Consider the following 20,582-nt stretch of genomic DNA (forward strand, 5'->3'; position numbering starts at 1 on the left):
CCCCCGGCGGCGCGAGGATGGCCGCATGGACCATCACACGCCGCTCTCCCGCGAGGATGTCGCGGCCGAACTCGAGGGAACCGGATTCCGGCACGACGGCGAACGACTGACCGCGGAATTCCATACCGCTGATTTCGCGAGCGCAGTGCGACTGCTCGACGCGGTCGCGATCGAGGCGGATGCCGCGAACCACCATCCCGACGTGCGACTCGGCTGGGGCCGAGTGGAATTCGATCTCTCCTCGCACGACGTGGGTGCGGTCACGACCCGCGACGTCGCGCTGGCGAAGCGGATCCGTGCGCTCGCCGATGGGCTCGGTGCCGCACTCGCCTGATATCACACGCGGAACGGCGTCGCGGAATGCTGCACATCATGTGCATGAATTCGTGCGGTCGAATTCGAGAAGGAATATGCTCGAATTCAGCAAGTTACCCCTCCCCAGAATTCAGTGGCGAATGCCGCGGAAAGGTCGTGACAAATGGCCAAGCGAGTGGTCGAGACGCTCATCGACGATCTCGACGGATCCGACGCCGATCGCACGGTCTCCTTCACCATCGAGGGTGCCGAATACGCGATCGACCTCTCCGCGGCGAATGCCGAGAAGTTCCAGGCCGCGATCGCTCCATACGTGAAGGCCGCACGCAAGACTGGTGCCGGTCGAGCCGGTTCGAGCCGGGCGCGCCGCAGCGCGTCGTCGGCCGGCGACACGAAGGACGCACGCGAGTGGTTGCGGGCGAACGGCCACCAGGTCTCCGACCGGGGGCGCGTCCCCGCCCCGCTCATGGAGCTCTATCGCAACCGCTGAGGCGCGCTCAGCGCAGCACGAATTCGATCTCCTCGATCTCCTCGCCGCGCGCATTCGCATAGCCGCGATCGCGGCCGACCTCGACGAAGCCGAGTCGCGTGAGCAACGCGACCGACGCCGCGTTGTCGGCCGCGGCTCGCGCACGCACCGGACGCGGCTGGGTGTCCAGGAACAGGCGCATGGCGCGCGTGGCGATCCCGCGGCCCCAGTACTCTCGATCGATCCAGTACGTGATCTCGGCCATGCCCGTCTCCGCGTCGGTCCACCTCGCAACCCGGCCGACGATCCTCCCGTCCGTGCGTACCGTGCGATTGTCGGAGTCGTCGCGCGCGAACAGCCGCTCCCATTGCGCGTCGAACGCGGCCCGGTCCGTCGGATCGACGGCCGTGAACGCGGCCATGCGATTCGCCTCGGGATCGAGTTGGATGCGGAACAGCTCATCGAGGTCGCCCGCGCGGGTCGCGCGCAGGGTCACGACGTGAGGCTCGACCATGCCATGTCCTCCAGGATGCTGCGGACAACTCTGTCCGCCGGTCGGCGCCCATGGATGCGGGCGCTGTGGGGGGTGGAGTTGATCAGACCGAAGGCCGCGTGAGCCCGGATCCGATGCTCCGATTCGGCCCGGTCGGGCCGCAGGCGGGCGAGGACGCCCACCCAGAGTTCGACGTACTCGCGCTGCAGTCGCCGGACCTCGTGCGCGTCGGCCTCGGCGAGGCTCGTGAGGTCGCGGTCCTGCACGCGGATCACGTCGGCGTTCGCGAGCGCGAAGTCGACGTGGAAGCGGATGAGCGCCCGCAGCGCGGTCGCGGGGTCGTCGGCGTCGGCGACGGTGCGCCGTCCGCCGTCGAGCAGTCCCTCGCTCGCATCGGCGAGGATCGCGGCGAGCACCGCCGACTTCCCGGGGAAGTGGCGGTAGACGGCGGGCCCGGAGACCCCGGCAGCCTGCCCGAGCTCCTCGAGCGTCACGCCTGGGTAGCCGCGGTCGGCGAACAGCCGCGCGGCGGCGTCGAGCAGGGCGGCACGACGATCGGCCTTGGCGCGGCCTCGCTCGGTGAGCGTCTCGCTCAGGGGGCACCTCCAGGGGCATTCGGTGAATGCACACTAACCGACGTGCCGGCCGTCGGCAAGCGGCCCCGGCCGCGCCGCGCTCAGTGCACTCGTGCGCCGGCGGCCTCCCGCACCAGCCGCACCGCCTCCCGGGTGCCGTGGTTCCAGGGCGTGCCGTGCCCCGGCAGGACCCACGTGGCATCGAGCGCGGCGAGGCGATCGAGCGACTCGAGCGCGACGTCGGGCTCGTCGGTGAAGGGCGCCGGTGCCGGACCGCGCCGGCCGGTGAGCACGTGGCGGGTCGTGAGCGCGTCGCCGACGCACACGGCGTCGAGCTCGGGGGAGTGGACCGCGATGCTGCCGGGCGAGTGGCCGGGCAGGCCGACGATGACGGGCGAACCCGGCAGGTGGTCGAGCCGGTCGCCGTCGGCGACCGTGCGCACCTCGCCGAGGTACTCCGTGCGCATCCCGCCGCGCGACATCGCGTAGGCGAAGAAGCGCACGAGCGGCCAGGGGCGGATGCCGCGGCCGAACGACGCGGACGGCTTCGACTCGCCGCGGGCCCGCGCCGCGTCGGCGGCGTGGACGTACACGGGCACGCCGTGATCGCGCCGGAGTCGCTCGGCGAACCCGATGTGGTCGGTGTCGCCGTGGGTGAGGACCACGGCGCGGACGTCGTCGACGGTGCGGCCGGCGGCGGCGAGCTCGTCGAGCAGTTCGTCGTATTGGCCGGCGAGTCCGGCGTCGACCACGGTGACGCCGCGGTCGTCGATGAGGAGGTAGCAGGCGACGATCTCGTTGCCGACGCGTCGCAGTCCGGGCTGGAGTTCCATGTCGGCTATGATACGTAGCTATGATGGCTACTGTCAATAGCCATGAGGAGGATCCGATGCCGACGCCGACCAGGATCACGCCCGGGTCGCTCCGGGCCGCTGCCCGCACGGTGCTCGAACGCGACGGCCGCGACGGGCTCACCATGCAGGCCGTGGCGACCGCACTCGGCGTTCGGGCGCCATCGTTGTACAAGCACGTGCGCGACCGCGACGACCTCATCCGCGTGGTCGTCGACGACGTGTCGCGCGAACTCGGCGACCGCCTCGACCTGGCGCTCGCGGCCGCCGGTGCCGATCCGGCGAACGCGGCGCGGGCCCTCGCGGCGGTCGCGCGCGACTTCGCCCATGAGCATCCGCATGGCTACGCGCTCGTGTTCGGCCCGTTGCCCGGCGGCTCCGGACCTGATCGCGCAGCGCTCGACCACGGCGCCTCGGCGGTTCTCGAAGCCGCACGGCGCTTGGCGGGCGAGGAGCACGCCCTCGACGCCGCGCGCACGCTCACCGCATGGATGCACGGGTTCACGAGCATGGAGCTCGCGGGAGCGTTCCGCCTCGGCGGCGAGGTCGACGCGGCGTGGGCGTACGGCCTCGAGCGCGTCGTCGCCGGCCTGGCCGGCGACGACGACGGATCCGCCGCCTGACGCGTGTTGCGGATTTCGGTGAATGGCCGCTAACATGAATCCCGGTTAGCGAGCGTTCACCGAGGCGCTCGCATGCACGCCACGACGGAGAGGCGGACGGGAGCGGATGCACATCCTCACGAGCGCAGTGGACGCGTCATCCGACGCTGCGCGCGCCAACGTCGACGCGCATGCCGCGCTGGCCGACGAGTTGCGCGCGAAACTCGCCCGGGCCGCCCTGGGCGGCCCCGAGGCATCCCGCGACCGCCACGTCGCACGCGGCAAGCTGCTGCCGCGCGACCGCGTCGAGCGCGTGCTCGACGAGGGCAGCCCGTTCCTCGAGCTCTCGCCGCTCGCCGCCGACGACCTCTACGACGACGACACGCCGGCCGCGGGCGTGATCGCCGGGGTGGGGCTCGTGCACGGCCGGGCCGTGATGGTCGTCTGCAACGATGCCACCGTCAAGGGCGGCACGTACTACCCGATGACCGTCAAGAAGCACCTGCGGGCCCAGGACGTGGCGCTCGAGAACCGCCTGCCGTGCGTCTATCTCGTCGACTCGGGCGGCGCGTTCCTCCCGAAGCAGGACGAGGTGTTCCCCGACCGCGACCACTTCGGCCGCATCTTCTACAACCAGGCCAACCTCTCCGCACGGCGGATCCCGCAGATCGCCGCCGTGATGGGCTCGTGCACGGCGGGCGGCGCGTACGTGCCGGCGATGAGCGACGAGACCGTGATCGTCCGCAACCAGGGCACGATCTTCCTCGGCGGCCCGCCGCTCGTGAAGGCCGCGATCGGCGAGGTCGTCACGCCCGAGGAGCTCGGCGGCGGCGACCTGCACGCGCGTCACTCCGGCGTCACCGATCACCTCGCCGAGGGCGACGAACATGCGCTCGAGCTCGTGCGCGACATCGTCTCGACGCTCCGCGCTCCGCTCGAGCGCGCCTGGGCGGTGCGCGAGGCGCGCGATCCCGCGGTCGACCCGTCGACGCTCACTGCGGCGGTGCCGGTCGACGTGCAACAGCCGTACGACGTGCGCGAGGTCATCGCCCGTCTCGTCGACGGCAGCGAGTTCCACGAATTCAAGCGCGAGTACGGCGACACGCTGGTGACCGGGTTCGCGTGGATCGACGGCCACCCGGTCGGCATCGTCGCCAACAATGGCGTGCTCTTCAGCGAGTCGGCCATGAAGGGCGCGCACTTCATCGAGCTGTGCGACCAGCGCGGCATCCCGCTGCTGTTCCTGCAGAACATCTCGGGCTTCATGGTGGGCCGCGACGCCGAGGCGGGCGGCATCGCCAAGCACGGCGCCAAGATGGTGACGGCCGTGGCGACGACGCGGGTCCCGAAGTTCACGGTCGTCATCGGCGGCTCGTTCGGCGCCGGCAACTACTCGATGTGCGGCCGGGCCTACTCACCGCGGTTCCTCTGGATGTGGCCGAACGCGCGCATCTCCGTGATGGGCGGCGAGCAGGCGGCCTCCGTGCTCTCGACGGTCAAGCGCGACCAGTTGGCCGTGCGCGGCGAGCAGTGGTCGACCGACGACGAGGAGGCGTTCAAGGCGCCCGTTCGCGAGCAGTACGAGTCGCAGGGCAGCCCCTACCACTCGACGTCCCGGCTCTGGGACGACGGCATCATCGAGCCCGGCGACACGCGCACCGTGCTCGCGCTCGCGCTCGAGCTCGCGAGCCGCACCCCGCTGCCCGAGCCCCGCTTCGGCCTCTTCAGGATGTGACCCGGATGACGCAGCCCACCCCCACCCCGACGCGGCCGTTCGATCGCGTGCTCGTCGCCAACCGCGGCGAGATCGCCGTGCGCGTCATCCGCACCCTCAAGCGCCTCGGCATCCACGCGATCGCCGTCTACTCCGAGGCCGACGCCACGGCGCCGCACGTCGCCCTCGCCGACGAGGCCGTGCGGATCGGGCCGGCGCCGGCCGCCGAGAGCTACCTCGACCCCGCCCGGATCGTGCGCGCCGCGCTCGACACGGGCGCGCAGGCAGTCCACCCGGGCTACGGGTTCCTCAGCGAGAATGCGGGTTTCGCCCGAGCCTGCGCCGACGCCGGCATCGTGTTCGTCGGCCCGGGCGAGCTCGCGCTCGAGGTCATGGGCGACAAGATCCGGGCGAAGCGCCACGTCGAGGCGTCCGCCGTGCCGGTGGTGCCCGGCGTGAGCGATCCCGACGCGAACGACGACGAGCTGCTCGACGCCGCCCCCCTCGTCGGCTTCCCGATCCTCGTCAAGCCGTCCGCCGGCGGCGGCGGCAAGGGCATGCAGGTGGCACGCGACCAGGGCGAGCTCGAACACGCGCTCCCCGCCGCGCGGCGCGTCGCACGCGCCGCGTTCGGCGACGACACGCTGCTGCTCGAGCGGTTCATCGAACGACCGCGCCACATCGAGGTGCAGGTGCTCGCCGACGCGCACGGCAACGTCATCCACCTCGGCGAGCGCGAGTGCTCACTGCAGCGACGCCACCAGAAGGTCGTCGAAGAGGCGCCCTCGCCGCTGCTCGACGCCGCCACGCGCGAGCGCATCGGCCGGGCGGCCTGCGACGCCGCACGGAGCGTCGAGTACCTCGGCGCCGGCACGGTCGAATTCCTGGTGTCGGATGCCGCTCCCGACGAGTTCTTCTTCATCGAGATGAACACGCGCCTGCAGGTCGAGCACCCGGTCACCGAGTTCGTGACAGGTGTCGACCTCGTCGAGCAGCAGCTGCGCATCGCCGCCGGCGAGCCGCTCGCGATCACGCAGGAGGCCGTGCACCTGGACGGCCACGCCGTCGAGGCGCGCCTCTACGCCGAGAGCCCCGAGCGCGGGTTCCTCCCATCGACCGGCGACGTGCTCGCGTGGCGTCCTGCGGCGGGCGAAGGCGTGCGCATCGACGCGGGCATCCGCGAGGGCCAGCGCATCACCGCCGACTACGACCCCATGATCGCCAAGGTCATCGCGCACGGGCGCGACCGCGCCGAGGCTCTCGACCGGCTCGACGCCGCGCTCGCCGACACGGTCGTGCTCGGCGTCGACACGAACACCGCGTTCCTGCGCGACCTGCTGGCGCGCGACGACGTTCGCGCCGGCCGGCTCGACACCGGCCTCATCGACCGGCTGCAGGAGACGGCGGGCGCTGCAGCCGCATCCGCCGACCAGTCCGACGAGCTGGCGGATGGCGCGGACGCCCGCCTCATCGAGGTCGCTCGCCTGGCACGCGATCGTGCGGCGCGCGCCGGGTCGGTGCACGACCGTGCGTGGCAGCGCGAACGCGGCTGGCGGCTCGGCGGCGCGGCCGACGTCGCCGAGCGCGACGCGCGCGCCGCCGCCGACCTCGACCGCGCGACCGTGCGCCTCGCCGACGACGGCACGGCGTGGGTGCACCTCGACGGCCGCACGGTCGCCGTCCCGCGAGTCGACCGCCGGGCGGCGCTCGAGGCCCACCTCGCACAGCTCGAGCGGGGCGGCAGCGTCGATCCCGACCTCCGCGCCCCCATGCCGGGCAGCGTCACGACGCTGCTCCTGACCGATGGCGACCGCGTCGAGGCCGGACAGGCCGTGCTCGCCATCGAGGCCATGAAGATGGAGCACCGCGTCACCGCGACCGTCGCGGGAATCGTCCGCCTCCGCGTCGCGGCGGGCGAGCAGGTCGCGCGTGACCAGGTGGTCGCCCGAATCGAGCCCGACCCCACGGCATCCGACGACGAACCCGGGGCGGGCGCCCATGACGCCGCCGTCCCGAACGCATCCCACCAGGAATGAGGAGCACCATGTACGACCTGAACGACGAGGAACAGCAGCTGTACGACATGGTCTGCGAGTTCGCCGACACCGTCGTCGCCCCGCAGGCCTACGAGGCCGACCGCACGCACGAGCTCTCGATGGACGTCGTCGCGCAGATGGGCGAGCTCGGGCTCTTCGGCCTGCCGTTCCCCGAGGAGGTCGGCGGCCAGGGCGGCGACTACATGGCGCTGTGCCTCGCGATCGAGGCGCTCGCACGCGTCGACCAGTCGATCGCGATCACCCTCGAGGCCGGCGTCGGACTCGGTGCCATGCCGATCTACCGCCACGGCACCGAGGAGCAGAAGGCGCAGTTCCTGCCCGACCTCGTGGCGGGCCGCGCGCTCGCCGGCTTCGGCCTCACCGAGCCCGAGGCCGGATCCGACGCCGGCGCCACGCGCACCACGGCCGTGCTCGACGGCGACGAGTGGGTCGTCAACGGCTCGAAGCAGTTCATCACCAATTCGGGCACGCCGATCACGTCGTTCGTCACCGTCACCGCGGTCACCGGCGAGCGCACGCGCCCCGACGGCTCCACCTCGAAGGAGCTCTCCACGATCATCGTGCCGAACGGCACGCCCGGTTTCACGGTCGGCCCGGGCTACGACAAGTCCGGCTGGCGCGCGTCCGACACGCACCCGCTCACGTTCGACGACGTCCGCGTGCCGGCCGCCAACCTGCTCGGCCAGCGCGGACGCGGCTTCGCCAACTTCCTCCAGGCGCTCGACGAGGGCCGCATCGCGATCGCCGCCCTGGCGACGGGCGCGGCCCAGGGATGCCTCGACGAGGCCCTGGCCTACGCGAAGACCCGCAACGTCTTCGGCGTGCCCATCGCGAGCCACCAGTACATCGCGTTCACCATCGCCGGGATGCAGGCCCGCGTGCACACCGCCCGCCTCGCCTGGCACGACGCCGCGCGACGGGCCGACGCCGGGCTCCCGTTCAAGAAGGAGGCCGCGATCGCGAAGCTCGTCTCGAGCGATGCGGCCATGCTGAACGCCCGCGACGCGACCCAGATCTTCGGCGGCATGGGCTTCATGAACGAGACGACCGTCGCGCGGCACTACCGTGACTCGAAGATCCTCGAGATCGGCGAGGGCACGAACGAGGTGCAGCTCATGGTCATCGCCCGCGAGCTCGGGCTGGCGGGCTAGGGCGGCAGGGCCGCCGGGGAGAGAGGGAGCGTCATGACGGATGCGCCGATGCGCGAGGTCGTGCAGCGCGGGCTCTGGTTCGAGGAATTCGAGGAGGGCGTGCGCTACCTGCACCGTCCGGGCCGCACGGTGACGGAGGCCGACAACGTCCTCTTCACCACGCTCACCATGAACCCGCAGCCGCTGCACCTCGACGCGGCGTGGTCGGCCCGCCAGCCGTTCGGCCGCATCCTCGTGAATTCGCTCTTCACGCTGTCGACCCTCGTCGGCCAGTCGGTGGGGCAGCTCACGCAGGGCACGCTCGTCGCCAATCTCGGATTCGGGGCGGTCGCGTTCCCGAACCCGGTGTTCGTGGGCGACACGCTCTACGGTGAGAGCGTGGTCGAATCGAAGCGGCTGTCGTCGTCGCGTCCCGGAGAGGGCATCGTGGTGCTCGGCCATACCGCGCGCAACCAGGACGGCGCCGTGGTCGCGACCGCATCGCGCACGATGCTCGTCTGGACGCGCGAGGCGGGCGAGCAGCAGTCGCACGCGAGCGGCGAGGCGAGCGGATGACGCACCCGCCATTCCCCTTCGGCCCGGCACTGCTGTTCTGCCCGGCCGACCGTCCCGACCGCTACGCCAAGGCCGTCGAGCGTGCCGATGCGGTGATCCTCGACCTCGAGGACGCCGTCGCCGAGGTCGCGAAGTCGGCGGCGCGGGAGTCGCTCGTCGCGAACCCGCTCGACCCCTCGCGCGTCATCGTGCGCGTCAACCCCGCGTCCACGCCGCATCTCGCCGACGACCTCGCGGCGCTGCGACGGACAGCGTACCGCACGGTCATGCTCGCCAAGTGCGAGGGCACGGCCGACCTCGTGGCCCTCGAGGACTTCGACGTGATCGCGCTCTGCGAGACCGCTCGGGGCGTGCTCGCCGCACCGGAGATCGCCTCGGTTCCCATCGTGTCCGCGCTCATGTGGGGTGCCGAGGACCTCGTCGCCTCGCTCGGCGGTTCCTCCAGCCGGTACCCCGACGGGCGGTATCGCGACGTCGCACGGCACGCCAGGTCCCAGGTGCTGCTCGCTGCGGGCGCTCACGGCGTGGCGGCGATCGACGCGGTGCACCTCGACCTCGCCGATGCGGACGGCCTCCGCGCGGAGGCTGAGGATGCCGCCGTGCTCGGCTTCGCCGCCACGGCGTGCGTGCACCCGCGCCAGGTCGAGGTCGTCAGGGCGGCGTATGCGCCGAGTCCCGAGCGACTGGAATGGGCGCAGGCGCTGCTCGCCGAGGCGGCCGTCCGCGAGGGCGACGGCGTGTTCGCCTTCCGCGGGCAGATGGTCGACGCGCCGCTCCTGCAGCAGGCTGAGGCAGTCGTGCGGCGGGCGGGACTCCAGTGACGGGATCCGGTGAGCACCGCGGCTCGCCGTCGAGGGAAAGGACTCGGGTCCGATGAAGATCATCGTCCTCGTGAAGGAGGTCCCCGACACGTACGGGGAGCGCAAGCTCGACCTCGAGACCGGGCTCGCCGATCGTGCCGCGAGCGAGGCGGTGCTCGACGAGATCAGCGAGCGGGCGCTCGAGGTGGCACTCGCCTACGCCGACGCGCACGGCGACGCCGAGGTGGTCGTCATGTCGATGGCGCCCGAGAGCGCCGCGACGACGATCCGCAAGGGCCTGGCGATGGGAGCGGCATCGGCCGTGCACATCGCCGACCCCGGCCTGGCCGCCGCCGACCTGGGCCTGACTGCCCGCACGCTCGCCGCGGCGATCCGTCGCACCGGGTTCGACCTCGTCATCACGGGCAATCTCTCGACCGACGGCAGCGGCGGCGTGATCCCCGCGATGCTCGCCGAGCTGCTCGAGGTGCCGAATGCGACCGCCCTCTCCTCGGTCGAGATCGCCGACGGCTCGGTGTCGGGGACGCGCAACGTCGTCGGCGGGACCATGCGCGTGAGCGCCCCGCTCCCGGCGGTCATCTCGATCACCGAGGCGCTTCCCGACGCCCGCTTCCCGAACTTCAAGGGCATCATGGCCGCGAAGAAGAAGCCGTTCGAGACGGTGAGCGCCGCCGATCTCGGCATCGAGCCCGAGGATCTCTCCTCCGCTCTGTCGATCATGACCGCCATCGCGGAGAAGCCCCCGCGCACGGCGGGGACCAAGATCACCGACGAGGGCGACGGCGGCACGAGGATCGCGGAGTTCCTCATCGAGAACCGGCTGGTCTGAGAGGACGATCATGACCGACTACCCTGCAGACTCGATCCTCGTCCTGCTCGAGGCCACGCCGAACGGTGAGCTCGCGACGAGCGCCGCCGGCCTCCTCGCTGCCGCCTCCGGGATCGGCACGCCCGTGGCGCTCGCCGTCACCGCGCCCGGCCAGGCGCAGTCGCTCGCCGAGCAGGCCGCCGCGCTCGGTGCCGAGAGGGTGCTCACCGTCGAGACGACCGCGGTGGAGGCCGAGCTGACGATCCCGCACGTCGACGCGCTCACCGCCGCTGCCGCGGTGGTCGCTCCCGACGCGGTGCTCATCTCGAACTCGATCGACGGCCGCGATATTGCGGGCCGGTTCGCCGCACGAACCGGAGCTCCCATCGCCGTCGACGCGATCGGCGTCTCGCGCGACGACGAGGGCGTCGTCGCGCGTCACTCCGTCTACGGGGGCGCGTACAACGTCGACTCGGCTGCGACGTTCGGACCGCTCGTCGTGACCGTGCGCCAGGGTGCCGTCGATGCCCGCGTCGAAGCGCGGCCCGTCGCCCTCGAGACGCTCGAGGTGGGGGCATCAGGGGCGGCCTCCGCCGCCATCGAGTCGGTCGAGGCTGTCACCGAGACGTCGAGCCGACCCGAGCTGCGCGGGGCGAAGCGGGTCGTCTCGGGCGGTCGCGGCCTCGGCTCGGCCGAGAAGTTCGCGCTCGTCGAGGAGCTCGCCGACGCACTCGGTGCCGCCATCGGCGCGTCGCGCGCGGCGGTCGACGCCGGCTACATCCCGGCGACCGCCCAGGTCGGGCAGACCGGCGTCTCGGTCTCGCCGCAGCTCTACATCGCCCTCGGGATCTCGGGTGCGATCCAGCACCGAGCCGGCATGCAGACGGCCAAGAACATCGTGGCGGTCAACAAGGACCCCGATGCGCCGATCTTCGACGTCGCCGACTTCGGCGTCGTCGGCGACGTCTTCACCGTGGTCCCGCAGCTGATCAGCGCCCTCGCCGAACGGAAGCGCTGACCCGTGGCCGCGGTGCGGAACCTGCGCAGGGGACTGCCTCGTCGACGCGGCGGTGAGCCCTGGCCGCCGGCCGTGGAATCGTCCGGCGGCGTCGTCGCCGCGTCGGTCGACGAGCCTGCGGCGCCCGCGGCGCCCGAGGGGATTGTCGAGGCGGCACCAGTCGCGTCGGCGCCCGCGGCTCCTGCGGCGGCGGCTCCGGCCGAAGGGTCGCCGGAGCCTCCGGCCGTCGCGCCCGCCGCCGCGTCGGGTCGCAGGCTTCGAAGCGGGCTTCCGCGCGTCCGCGGCGGCCGGCCGTGGCCGGAGGCCGGCGAGGCGCCCACCGCTGCGAGCGCCGAGATGACGGATGCTGCGGCCGCCGCGCTGCCCGTAGTCGTCCCGGAGCCCGTTACCCTCGCAGAGCCGATCGTGACCGCCGCCGAACCGGCGCCGCGGGTATCGCAGCCGGCTGCTGCCGAGTCGTCCGTGGCGAGCGGCCGCGTGCTCCGCCGCGGACTCCCGAGGGTCGCCGGCGGCGACCCGTGGCCGCCGGCATCGGCGGTCGCACCGATCACCGAGTCCGCGCCTGCGGTGCCGGTCGCGGCACCCGCACCGCTCGCCGAGCCCGCGGCGGCGGCGTCGGTCGCGGCAGCCGCACCGACCGCCGAGACCGTCGAGCCGGCGCCCGCTACGCCCGCGCCCGCCACCCCGGCTCCGGCTCCCGCGGCGTCCGCCGCGACGGCACCCGCGGCATCCGTGGGAACCGCTCCCGAGGCATCCGCGGCGACGGTGCCCGCAGCGCCGAGTCGACTCGCCGAGCCCGCCGCCGCACCGAGCGCACCCTCGCAACCGGGCCCGAAGCGATACCGCCAACTCACCGTCAAGCAGTGGGTCGGGGCATCCGTCGTCGGCATCCTCGCGATCATCGGCGCCGCCACCATCGTGGTCCAGTTCACGAGATGGTTCCTCGGCCTGGACTTCATGCAGGACTTCCTCACGACCTACCCGGGCGTGACGCCCCTGCCCGAGGGTGCGCCCGTCGGGCTCCCGGCCTGGCTCGGCTGGCAGCACTTCTTCAATCTCTTCCTCATCGTGCTGATCATCCGTTCGGGCCTGCAGGTCCGCACCGAACGGCGGCCCCCGGCGTACTGGACGCCGCGCTGGTCGAAGGGCGGCCAGGGCAGGATCAGCCTCACCCTGTGGTTCCACCAGTCCCTGGACATCCTGTGGCTGGTCAACGGACTCGTCTTCGTCGTGCTGCTGTTCGCGACCGGACAGTGGATGCGTGTCGTGCCCACCAGCTGGGAGGTCGTGCCGAACGCGATCTCGGCCGGGCTGCAGTACCTCTCGCTGGACTGGCCGCTCGAGGCCGCCTGGGTCAACTACAACAGCCTCCAGGTGCTCGCGTACTTCGCGACGATCTTCATCGCCGCGCCGCTCGCCGCGATCACCGGGGTGCGGATGTCGGGGCTGTGGCCGAAGAACGCCGCGACGCTGGGCCGGATCTACCCGGTGGAGTGGGCGCGCGCCGTGCATTTCCCGGTCATGCTGTACTTCGTCGCCTTCATCGTCGTGCACGTCGTCCTCGTCTTCACCACCGGTGCGCTCCGCAACCTGAACGCCATGTTCGCGGCGCGGGACGCCGACGACTGGCTGGGCTTCTGGATCTTCGTCGCCTCGATCGTCGTCGTCGCGGCAGCGTGGGTCGCCGCCCGCCCGACGGTGCTGGCGCCGATCGCGGGCCTGTTCGGCAAGGTCGGTCGATAGAGGTCAGCCCGACGCGGGTCGATCGAGGACGAAGAGGCTCGTCCCGTGACGTCGAGCCGTGCCACGCGCTCGCCGAGGATTGTTCACCAACGATTCGGTAACGCTTCACCCGATCTGGCGCTGGCCGGGTCCGGCGCCCGCATACGCTCGATGCCAATCCTGGGGAGGAGGAGGCGTGGCACGGAAGCATGCACAGTACGGCGTTCGGCGCGTCGTGGAGCCCATGGTGGCCCCGCGAACGACGACCGTCGAGATCGAGCTGCCCGCGCAGGCGGAACGGGCGGAGGCGTTCGCCGCGCGCACGCCGACGACCGAGGAGATCGAGACCAACTCATTCTCCGGTCCGATCACCGTGCCGCGACGGGAGCCGCTCGGCGACGCCGGCTTCGGCGTGCATCCCCTGGCCCTCGGCACCGGCGCGTTCGGCTGGACGATCGGCGCGGAGGCGGCCGCCGACATCCTCGACCGATTCGCCGGCGTGGGCGGCAACCTCGTCGAGACGGCCGACAGCTACGCCGGCGGGCGCAGCGAGTCCATCCTCGGCGAATGGATGACCACCCGCGGTGCCCGCGACCGCATGCGCGTGATCACGAAGGTCGGAAGGCACCCCGACCATCGTGGCCTGGCGCCCCGCACGATCGCGGCGGCGGTCGACGACTCGCTCGCCCGGCTCGGGACCGACCGCATCGACCTGCTGTGCTTCCACGGCGACGACCCCGCCGTGCCGCTCGAGGAGAGCCTCGGGGCGGTCGACGCGCTCATCGGAGCCGGCAAGGTGCTGGCGATCGGAGCGTCGGACTTCTCGCCGGAGCGGCTCATCGAGGCCCGCGTGCTCGCCGCGAACGGGCTGCCCCGCTTCCAGGCGCTCACCGCGCGCTACAACCTCCTGGAGCGACGCGACTTCGAGGGCGCGCCCGAGCTCGTCGCACACGCGCAGGGCCTGGCCGTGCTGCCGAACGTCGCGCTCGCGAACGGATTCCTCGGCGGCGGCGTGCGACGTCGCGCCGACGTCCGTCGCGACGCGCGGGGCGAACGCCTGGCGCGTCACCTCGGGCGTCGGGGCCTCCGGGTGCTGCGGGCCCTCGACGAGGTCGCGGCCGCGCACGACGCGGGCCCGGCAGCAGTCGCCATCGCGTGGCTGCTGGCCCGGCCGACCGTCGTCGCTCCGATCGCGAGCGCGAGCCGTCCCGAACAGGTCGACGCCCTCGTCGCCGCCGCCAATCTGGTGCTGCACCGCTCCGAGATCGTCGAGCTCGACCGCGCCTCCGCCTGACCGGCGTCCCCCGGGCGGGTGGCATAGGCTGGAGCGCGTGAACGGCGCCGTCGAACTGCCCTTGGGCCAACCCGAGCTGGAGTTCCGAGCCGCCGGCGACACCCTCGTCCGTCGCTCAGTGCTGCCGTCCGGCATCCGCGTGCTCACCGAGCGCGTCCCGGGCAGCCGCAGCGCGACCATCGGGTTCTGGGTCGCCGTCGGCTCCCGCGATGAACATGCGGCCGGCAGCGGCCATCCCGCCACGCACGGTTCCACGCACTTCCTCGAGCACCTGCTCTTCAAGGGCACCGGCACGCGCAGCGCACTCGACATCGCGGTCTCCTTCGACGCGGTGGGCGGTGAGCACAACGCCGTCACGGCCAAGGAGTACACCTGCTACTACGCCAAGGTGCAGGACCGCGACCTGACGATGGCGGTCGAGGTGCTGGCCGACATGTTCACGTCCTCGGTGCTCGATCCCGAGGAGTTCGAGAGCGAGCGTCGCGTCATCCTCGAAGAGCTGGCGATGGCCGGCGACGATCCGGCGGATGTCGCGAACGAGCGCTTCTTCGAGGCCGTGCTGGGGAGCCATCCGCTCGCCCGGCCCATCGGCGGCGACCCCGCCGCGATCGACGCCGCGACCCGCGACGCGGTCTGGGAGCACTACCGTGCGAACTACCGCCCCAACGACCTCGTGGTCACGGCGGCCGGCGCCGTCGACCACGATGACCTGGTCGCGGGCCTGACCGCCGCGCTCGGCGGGGCCGGCTGGCGGCTCGACGAGCCCGCCGCACCCGAGGAACGGCGCTCGACGGCGACCCCGCTCCTCGACGGCACCTCGCCGCTGAACGTCGTCGAGCGACCGGGGGAGCAGGTCAACCTCATGCTCGGCGTGCCCGGGCTCGTGGCGACCGACGAGCGCCGCGCGGTGCTGAGCGTGCTGAACACCGTCTTCGGTGCCGGCATGTCCTCGCGGCTGTTCCAGCAGATCCGCGAGCGCCGCGGCCTGGCCTACTCGGTGTACTCGTTCGCGCCCGGCTATTCCGACGCAGGCGTGTTCGGCATGTACGCCGGCTGCGCGCCCAAGAACGCGCCCACCGTCGCCGCGCTGCTTCGAACCGAGCTCGAGCGACTCGCCCACCACGGCGTCACCGCCGACGAGCTCGCGCGCGCGGCCGGCTACCTCGGCGGCGCATCGGCGCTGGCTCTCGAAGACAGCGACACGCGGATGTCGCGCCTCGGCCGCGCCGAGCTCGCCCTCGGCGAGTTCGCCGACCTCGACGAGGCACTCCGCCGCGTCGCCCGCGTCACCGTCGACGACGTGCAGGCACTCGCCGCCGACCTCGCCGACCGGCCGTTCTCGCTCGTGGCCGTCGGCCCGGTCGAGCAGACCGCCTTCCGCTCGGTCGTCGACGCACCCGAACCCCGCACCGACGTCGCCTGAGCGACGCCCGACCCCGACCAGGACACGACGTGCCCCACCACCTCTACCTCGTTCGCCACGGCGAGCAGATCGACGCCGAGCATGGAATGCGCGACGGAGGGCTCTCACCGCGCGGCAGGCGCCAGGCCGAGCTGCTCGGTGAGCGCCTCGGCGGCATCCCCTTCGACGCGGCCTACCATTCGCCGTTGCAGCGCGCGGCCGAGACGGCCGACATCATCGCGACGAAGATGCCGGCGCTCGAGCCCGAGCCGTCCGCCCTGCTGTTCGACTGCGTGCCCTCTGGCCCTGCGCCCGAGACGCCCTCGGCCTACGCTCCGTTCTTCGGGTCGTTCACCGAGCTCGACTTCGAGGCCGGCCGAGCGCAGATGGCCGATGCGAACGCCGAGTTCCTCCGCTCCCATCGCGAGGACCGCCACGACCTGCTCATCACGCACAACTTCGTCATCGGATGGTTCGTCCGAGAGGTGCTGGGCGCGCCGGAGTGGCGCTGGGCCACCATCAACCAGGCGAACTGCGGGCTCACCGTGCTGACGCAGCGCGCGCCCGGACGACCGTGGACGCTGCTCGTGCACAACGACCTGGCGCACCTGCCGCCCGAGCTCCGCACGGGACTGCCCGAGGCATTCGCCTTCTGAGGGCTCAGACCTGCTTGCCGTACCAGTGCGTCGCGTTCGGGTTGGCGTTGTACGGCTCGATCTCGACGTAGCCGCTGGAACGGTAGAGCCCGCCCGCGGCCTCGAGGCTCGCGTTCGTGTCCAGCACGACCTCCTCGGCGCCGAACTCGACCGCGCGTCGCTCGAGCTCCCGCAGCAGTCGCCGTCCCTCGCCGTGCCCGCGCCCGTCGGGCGCGAGCCACAGGTGCTTGACCTCGAACCGGATGCGCTGCTCGGGCGAGCGCTGGATGCGCCGGACGCCGCCGCAGCCGACCGCCCGCCCCTCGTCGTCCTCCAGCACGAGGAACACGCCGGCCGGCGGCGTGAACTGCGCGGCATCCGGCCAGGTCGGCCGGTACTCGCCCTGTTCCGCAGGGAACCCGGCGGCGCGCTCGGTGAAGTAGTCGCTCAGCAGGCGGTGCGCGTCGAGGTCGGTCACGGAGGCATCGCGGAAGCGCAGCATGCGTTCCAGCGTAGATGGGACGGCGGGGGGCGCCATCCGGCCCGGTTGCTAGGGTTGGCGTCGTGACGATCAGGGTCGCGGTGGCCGGAGCCACGGGGAAGATGGGGCAGCTCGCCCGCCGGTTGATCGACGAGGCCGACGACCTCGAACTGCACGCCGCGCTCGACTCGCGGTCGAGCCTCGACGAGCTCGCCGGCGCCGACGTCGTACTCGACGTGACGCATCCGGCCGCGAGCCCCGCCATCGTCGAGGCCGCGATCGAGGCGGGCGTCTCGGTGGTCGTCGGCACGTCGGGCTGGTCGCGCGAGCGCATCGCCGAGGTGGAGCGTCGAGTGCGCGATCTCGACGATGCGCCCGGCGTGATCTTCGTCCCCAACTTCTCCGTCGGCAGCGTGCTCGGCTCCGCGTTCGCGGCGCTCGCGGCCGACCACTTCGACTCCATCGAGATCGTCGAGGGGCACCACGCCGGCAAGGTCGACTCGCCGTCGGGTACCGCGGTGCGCACCGCCGAGCTCATCGCCGGGGCGCGCGGCGAGGAGGGTCCCGTGGCGGCGCCGCACGCCGACCAGCGCGCTCGCGGCCAGCTCGTGTCCGGCGTGCCGATCCACAGCATGCGGATGGCGGGGCTGCTGGCCGACCAGCGCGTGGTGCTCGGCGGCGAGGGCGAGACCCTCACCATCCAGCACACGACCATCGCGCCCACCGCGTACGAGAAGGGCATCCTGCTCGCGCTGCGACGCGCGGCGAGTGCCGAGGGCGTCACGGTCGGGCTCGATGCGCTCCTCGGGCTGCACCTGCCCGGCACGCGATGAGCGGCGCCAAGCTCGGCGCCGTCGTGATGGCGGTGCTGCTCGCGCTCTACCTCGTGCTCGTCGGATGGCGCGCGGTGCAGTTCGTCCAGACGGGCGAGCCGATCGCGGTCGTGCTGGGCGTGGCGCTGATCGTCCTGCCCGTGCTCGCGGCATGGGGCATCTGGCGCGAGTTGCAGTTCGGGATGCGGTCGCAGCGGCTGGTGGAGCGACTCGGCAGCGAGGGCGCGCTCGATCTCGGCGTGCCCTTGCGACCCAGCGGTCGGGCCGACCGGGCGGCGGCGGATGCCGCGTTCCCGGCGTTCCGCGACGCCGTCGAGGCCGAGCCGGAGTCCTGGCGCGCGTGGATGCGGCTGGGCCTCGCGTACGACGCGGCCGGCGACCGACGTCGCGCGCGTCGCGCGGTGCGGACGGCTATCCAGCTGGAGCGGACTCGACGCTGAGCATCGCGTCGATCCCGGCCTCGACCGTCGGGTGCCGGAAGCGGTAGCCGTCGTCGATGAGCTTCTGCGGGCGGACCTTCTGGCTCGACAGCAGCAGGTCCTCCGCGGCCGACCCGAGCCCGAGCTTGAGCAGTGCTCCGGGGACCTGGAACGCGTACGGGCGATGCAGGCGCTCGGCGACCGCCGACATGATCCGGTCGGCGGTGGCCGGAGTGGGTCCGACGAGATTGACCGGACCCGAGATCGACGAGTGCAGCAGGTGCACGATCGCGCCGACCTCGTCGTCGAGCGCGATCCACGGCCAGTGCTGCCCGCCCGTGGACAGGCGGGCTGATGCGCCGGCCCGGGTCAACCGCATGACCGGCTTGAACGCGCCGCCGTGCCCCACGATGATGCCCGTCCGCAGCAGCACGGTGCGGGTCTCACGGGGTGCGAGCTGCGCGGCGGCCTCCCAGCGGCCGACCACGTCGGCGAGGAAGCCCTCGCCGGGCACCGAATGCTCGGTGAGCAGCTCACCCGGACGGTCGCCGTAGATCCCCACGGCCGAACCGCTGAGGAATGCCGCCGGGGGCGACGACGCCTTCCGCATGGCGTCGGCGAGGGTGCGTGTGGCCGTGACACGCGATTCCATGATCTCGTCGCGGTACCGGCGCGTCCACGGCAGGCGCGTGAGCGAGGCGCCGGAGAGGTTCACGACCGCGTCGACGCGGTCCATCACGGTGAAGTCGATGATGCCCGACGCGGGCGACCAGCTCACCTCGTCGCCGGCGTGCGCTCGACGGCGCACCAGCCGCAGCACCTCGTGCCCCTCCGCGACGAGTCGCGAGGTGACCGCGGTGCCGATGAACCCGGACGCGCCGGCGACGAGGACGCGCACCGCTAGGCGAGCTCGGCTTCGATCGTGATCGGGGTGCCGCCCAGGGCCTTCGAGATGGGGCAGTTCGTCTTCGCCTCCTCGGCGAGGCGCTCGAAGTCGGCCTCGCTGATGCCCGGCACGCGGCCGCTCACGAGCAGGTGGCTGCCGGTCACGCCCTCGCCCGGCTGGAAGGTGACGGCGGCCGTCGCCTGGATGCTCTCGGGCGGGTACCCGGCCTCGGCCAGGACGAGCGAGAAGGCCATCGAGAAGCATGCGGAATGCGCGGCGGCCAGCAGCTCCTCGGGGTTCGTGACCCCGGACTCGCCCTCGGCGCGAGCCTTCCAGTCGAGGTCGAACTCGGCGAGCTTCGACGAGTCGAGGCGCGTATGGCCCGACCCTTCGAACAGGGTGCCGGTCCAGACGGTGGTCGATTCGCTCGTCAGTGCCATTCGGCTTCTCCTCTTCGAGTCGGGGGCCTCCAGCCTAGCGAGCGGATGTCGCGGACGGCAGGCGCACGAGGATGCACGTCGACGACGCGGCACGCGCCTCGGCTTCGACGATCAGGCGGCGCGGATGACGCGGGCCCTGACGAGCAGCAGGTAGAGCTGGCAGCCCAGGCAGAAGCCGAACGCGGCGTTGAGGAACGCGGCGATGAAGGCGAGCGCGGCCGCGATCGGCACGGCGGCGGTGACGCCGAGGAGACCCAGCACCACGCCCGCGCCGGTCACGAGGAACCCGACGAGCTGGGCGAAGGTGGGCGGACGCGGGTCCTCGAGCTCGGACGGCGGGGCGAGCCGCGGGCGGACGAGCGCGCGGAAGACGAGCCCGAACGGATTGCGGGCCACGCCCGCGACCGCGCTCCAGGCGAAGACGGCCGCGATCGCCGTGAGCAGGAGGAGGGCGGCGAGGTCGAGCCCGCCGAAGCCGAGCACGGCCGTGACGAGGAGCAGCGCGGCGGTGATCGCCGCCGTGAAGCGCGGACCGCGCGGATCGATCCCGGGTCGGGCGCGCTCAGGCGTGGTGGGGGACATGGTTCCTCCCGGTGAGGTCGTCGATGAGGGCGCGCAGTTCGGGGGTGCGCGGGACGCCGGCGATCCGTCCCGCGGCCCGGCCGTCCGCGTCGAGCACCAGGACGGTCGGCGTCTGCGTCACGTGGAACCGGTCGGCGAGCGCCGGGTCGCGCGTGAGGTCGACCTCGACGTGGCGCACGCCGTCGTACCCGCCGGCGAGGTCCACGAGCGCGCGGGCCGTCGCCGGGCACTTGCTGCAGAACTCCGTCGAGAACTGCACGAGCGTCGCATCGGCGCCGAGCCGATCGCCGCCGAGGCCGAGGTCGTCGGCGACGCGGCGCGAGCCACCAGCGGTCGTGACGTGCCCGGCCGCGACCGATCGAACGCGTCCGTCGCGTGCCTTCCACGCGAACCCGGCCGCGAGCGCCGCGAGCGGCAGCCCCAGTCCGGCCACGAGCGCGGGCACCAGATCCATGCTGC

At 72.5% G+C, this 20,582-nt stretch carries 24 protein-coding genes; 16 read left to right on the forward strand and 8 right to left on the reverse strand.

The window, feature by feature from the left end; translation table 11 throughout:
- Positions 1 to 25: 25 nt before the first annotated feature.
- Positions 26 to 334 carry a 4a-hydroxytetrahydrobiopterin dehydratase gene (locus ACFQ58_RS17295; protein ID WP_376952419.1) on the forward strand — a complete coding sequence of 103 codons (309 nt, stop codon included), beginning with the start codon at positions 26 to 28 and terminating at the stop codon, positions 332 to 334.
- A 144-nt stretch (positions 335 to 478) separates the two neighbouring features.
- A complete protein-coding gene (locus ACFQ58_RS17300; protein ID WP_376952420.1) occupies positions 479 to 805 on the forward strand; it encodes an Lsr2 family protein in 327 nt (108 codons plus the stop codon).
- 7 nt (positions 806 to 812) lie between these two features.
- Here the strand turns inward: ACFQ58_RS17300 and ACFQ58_RS17305 are convergent, their stop codons facing one another.
- From ACFQ58_RS17305 to ACFQ58_RS17315, 3 genes are all read right to left on the reverse strand, one after another.
- On the reverse strand, positions 813 to 1,298 hold the full coding sequence (locus ACFQ58_RS17305; protein WP_376952421.1) for a GNAT family N-acetyltransferase: 486 nt from the start codon (positions 1,296 to 1,298) through the stop codon (positions 813 to 815).
- Positions 1,277 to 1,873, reverse strand: a complete 597-nt coding sequence (locus tag ACFQ58_RS17310) for a TetR/AcrR family transcriptional regulator (protein WP_376952536.1) — start codon at positions 1,871 to 1,873, stop codon at positions 1,277 to 1,279. Before ACFQ58_RS17310 ends, ACFQ58_RS17305 begins: the two co-directional genes overlap by 22 nt.
- Positions 1,874 to 1,953: 80 nt before the next feature.
- Positions 1,954 to 2,685, reverse strand: a complete 732-nt coding sequence (locus ACFQ58_RS17315) for an MBL fold metallo-hydrolase (protein WP_376952422.1) — start codon at positions 2,683 to 2,685, stop codon at positions 1,954 to 1,956.
- A 56-nt stretch (positions 2,686 to 2,741) separates the two neighbouring features.
- Here ACFQ58_RS17315 and ACFQ58_RS17320 point away from each other — a divergent pair, with 56 nt between their 5' ends.
- The 12 genes from ACFQ58_RS17320 to ACFQ58_RS17375 all read left to right on the forward strand — a co-directional run bounded on the left by ACFQ58_RS17320 (position 2,742) and on the right by ACFQ58_RS17375 (position 16,503).
- Positions 2,742 to 3,326: a TetR/AcrR family transcriptional regulator gene (locus ACFQ58_RS17320; protein WP_376952423.1), complete on the forward strand. Its 585-nt coding sequence runs from the start codon at positions 2,742 to 2,744 to the stop codon at positions 3,324 to 3,326.
- 106 nt (positions 3,327 to 3,432) lie between these two features.
- The gene (locus ACFQ58_RS17325; protein WP_376952424.1) at positions 3,433 to 5,040 is read left to right on the forward strand and encodes a carboxyl transferase domain-containing protein; all 1,608 of its coding nucleotides are present in this window, start codon (positions 3,433 to 3,435) and stop codon (positions 5,038 to 5,040) included.
- A gap of 5 nt (positions 5,041 to 5,045) precedes the next feature.
- Complete coding sequence (locus ACFQ58_RS17330) at positions 5,046 to 7,055, forward strand: acetyl/propionyl/methylcrotonyl-CoA carboxylase subunit alpha (RefSeq protein WP_376952425.1); 2,010 nt, start codon at positions 5,046 to 5,048, stop codon at positions 7,053 to 7,055.
- Positions 7,056 to 7,063: 8 nt separating this feature from the next.
- On the forward strand, positions 7,064 to 8,227 hold the full coding sequence (locus tag ACFQ58_RS17335) for an acyl-CoA dehydrogenase family protein (protein WP_376952426.1): 1,164 nt from the start codon (positions 7,064 to 7,066) through the stop codon (positions 8,225 to 8,227).
- A gap of 33 nt (positions 8,228 to 8,260) precedes the next feature.
- Positions 8,261 to 8,782, forward strand: coding sequence for a MaoC family dehydratase (locus tag ACFQ58_RS17340; protein WP_376952427.1), 522 nt, complete (start codon positions 8,261 to 8,263; stop codon positions 8,780 to 8,782).
- Positions 8,779 to 9,603, forward strand: coding sequence for an HpcH/HpaI aldolase/citrate lyase family protein (locus tag ACFQ58_RS17345; RefSeq protein ID WP_376952428.1), 825 nt, complete (start codon positions 8,779 to 8,781; stop codon positions 9,601 to 9,603). Before ACFQ58_RS17340 ends, ACFQ58_RS17345 begins: the two co-directional genes overlap by 4 nt.
- A gap of 52 nt (positions 9,604 to 9,655) precedes the next feature.
- Positions 9,656 to 10,432: an electron transfer flavoprotein subunit beta/FixA family protein gene (locus ACFQ58_RS17350; RefSeq protein WP_376952429.1), complete on the forward strand. Its 777-nt coding sequence runs from the start codon at positions 9,656 to 9,658 to the stop codon at positions 10,430 to 10,432.
- 10 nt (positions 10,433 to 10,442) lie between these two features.
- Positions 10,443 to 11,429, forward strand: coding sequence for an electron transfer flavoprotein subunit alpha/FixB family protein (locus ACFQ58_RS17355; protein ID WP_376952430.1), 987 nt, complete (start codon positions 10,443 to 10,445; stop codon positions 11,427 to 11,429).
- A 405-nt stretch (positions 11,430 to 11,834) separates the two neighbouring features.
- Positions 11,835 to 13,172 carry a cytochrome b/b6 domain-containing protein gene (locus ACFQ58_RS17360; RefSeq protein WP_376952432.1) on the forward strand — a complete coding sequence of 446 codons (1,338 nt, stop codon included), beginning with the start codon at positions 11,835 to 11,837 and terminating at the stop codon, positions 13,170 to 13,172.
- 175 nt (positions 13,173 to 13,347) lie between these two features.
- The gene (locus tag ACFQ58_RS17365; protein ID WP_376952434.1) at positions 13,348 to 14,445 is read left to right on the forward strand and encodes an aldo/keto reductase; all 1,098 of its coding nucleotides are present in this window, start codon (positions 13,348 to 13,350) and stop codon (positions 14,443 to 14,445) included.
- Between the two features lie 37 nt (positions 14,446 to 14,482).
- Positions 14,483 to 15,868 (forward strand): M16 family metallopeptidase, encoded by a 1,386-nt coding sequence (locus tag ACFQ58_RS17370; RefSeq protein WP_376952435.1) that lies wholly within the window; start codon positions 14,483 to 14,485, stop codon positions 15,866 to 15,868.
- A gap of 29 nt (positions 15,869 to 15,897) precedes the next feature.
- Positions 15,898 to 16,503, forward strand: coding sequence for a histidine phosphatase family protein (locus ACFQ58_RS17375; RefSeq protein ID WP_376952436.1), 606 nt, complete (start codon positions 15,898 to 15,900; stop codon positions 16,501 to 16,503).
- A 4-nt stretch (positions 16,504 to 16,507) separates the two neighbouring features.
- Here ACFQ58_RS17375 and ACFQ58_RS17380 read toward each other — a convergent pair whose 3' ends face one another.
- Entirely contained in the window at positions 16,508 to 16,984 is a 477-nt protein-coding gene (locus tag ACFQ58_RS17380) for a GNAT family N-acetyltransferase (protein WP_376952437.1), read from the reverse strand.
- 62 nt (positions 16,985 to 17,046) lie between these two features.
- Here ACFQ58_RS17380 and dapB point away from each other — a divergent pair, with 62 nt between their 5' ends.
- Both dapB and ACFQ58_RS17390 read left to right on the forward strand, forming a co-directional pair.
- Positions 17,047 to 17,796 carry a 4-hydroxy-tetrahydrodipicolinate reductase gene (gene dapB / locus ACFQ58_RS17385; protein ID WP_376952439.1) on the forward strand — a complete coding sequence of 250 codons (750 nt, stop codon included), beginning with the start codon at positions 17,047 to 17,049 and terminating at the stop codon, positions 17,794 to 17,796.
- Positions 17,793 to 18,236 (forward strand): hypothetical protein, encoded by a 444-nt coding sequence (locus ACFQ58_RS17390; protein WP_376952441.1) that lies wholly within the window; start codon positions 17,793 to 17,795, stop codon positions 18,234 to 18,236. Before dapB ends, ACFQ58_RS17390 begins: the two co-directional genes overlap by 4 nt.
- Here ACFQ58_RS17390 and ACFQ58_RS17395 read toward each other — a convergent pair.
- The 4 genes from ACFQ58_RS17395 to ACFQ58_RS17410 form a co-directional block, all read right to left on the reverse strand.
- On the reverse strand, positions 18,208 to 19,113 hold the full coding sequence (locus ACFQ58_RS17395) for a TIGR01777 family oxidoreductase (protein WP_376952442.1): 906 nt from the start codon (positions 19,111 to 19,113) through the stop codon (positions 18,208 to 18,210). The two genes, ACFQ58_RS17390 and ACFQ58_RS17395, sit on opposite strands and share 29 nt — an antisense overlap.
- Positions 19,114 to 19,115: 2 nt before the next feature.
- Entirely contained in the window at positions 19,116 to 19,541 is a 426-nt protein-coding gene (locus ACFQ58_RS17400; protein ID WP_376952443.1) for an OsmC family peroxiredoxin, read from the reverse strand.
- A 111-nt stretch (positions 19,542 to 19,652) separates the two neighbouring features.
- Entirely contained in the window at positions 19,653 to 20,123 is a 471-nt protein-coding gene (locus ACFQ58_RS17405; protein ID WP_376952444.1) for a DUF4395 domain-containing protein, read from the reverse strand.
- Positions 20,104 to 20,577, reverse strand: a complete 474-nt coding sequence (locus ACFQ58_RS17410; RefSeq protein WP_376952445.1) for a thioredoxin family protein — start codon at positions 20,575 to 20,577, stop codon at positions 20,104 to 20,106. The genes ACFQ58_RS17405 and ACFQ58_RS17410 overlap by 20 nt, the downstream gene beginning before the upstream one ends.
- Positions 20,578 to 20,582 lie beyond the last annotated feature (5 nt).

The organism is Agromyces sp. NPDC056523 (assembly GCF_042794545.1).
Lineage (GTDB): Bacteria > Actinomycetota > Actinomycetes > Actinomycetales > Microbacteriaceae > Agromyces.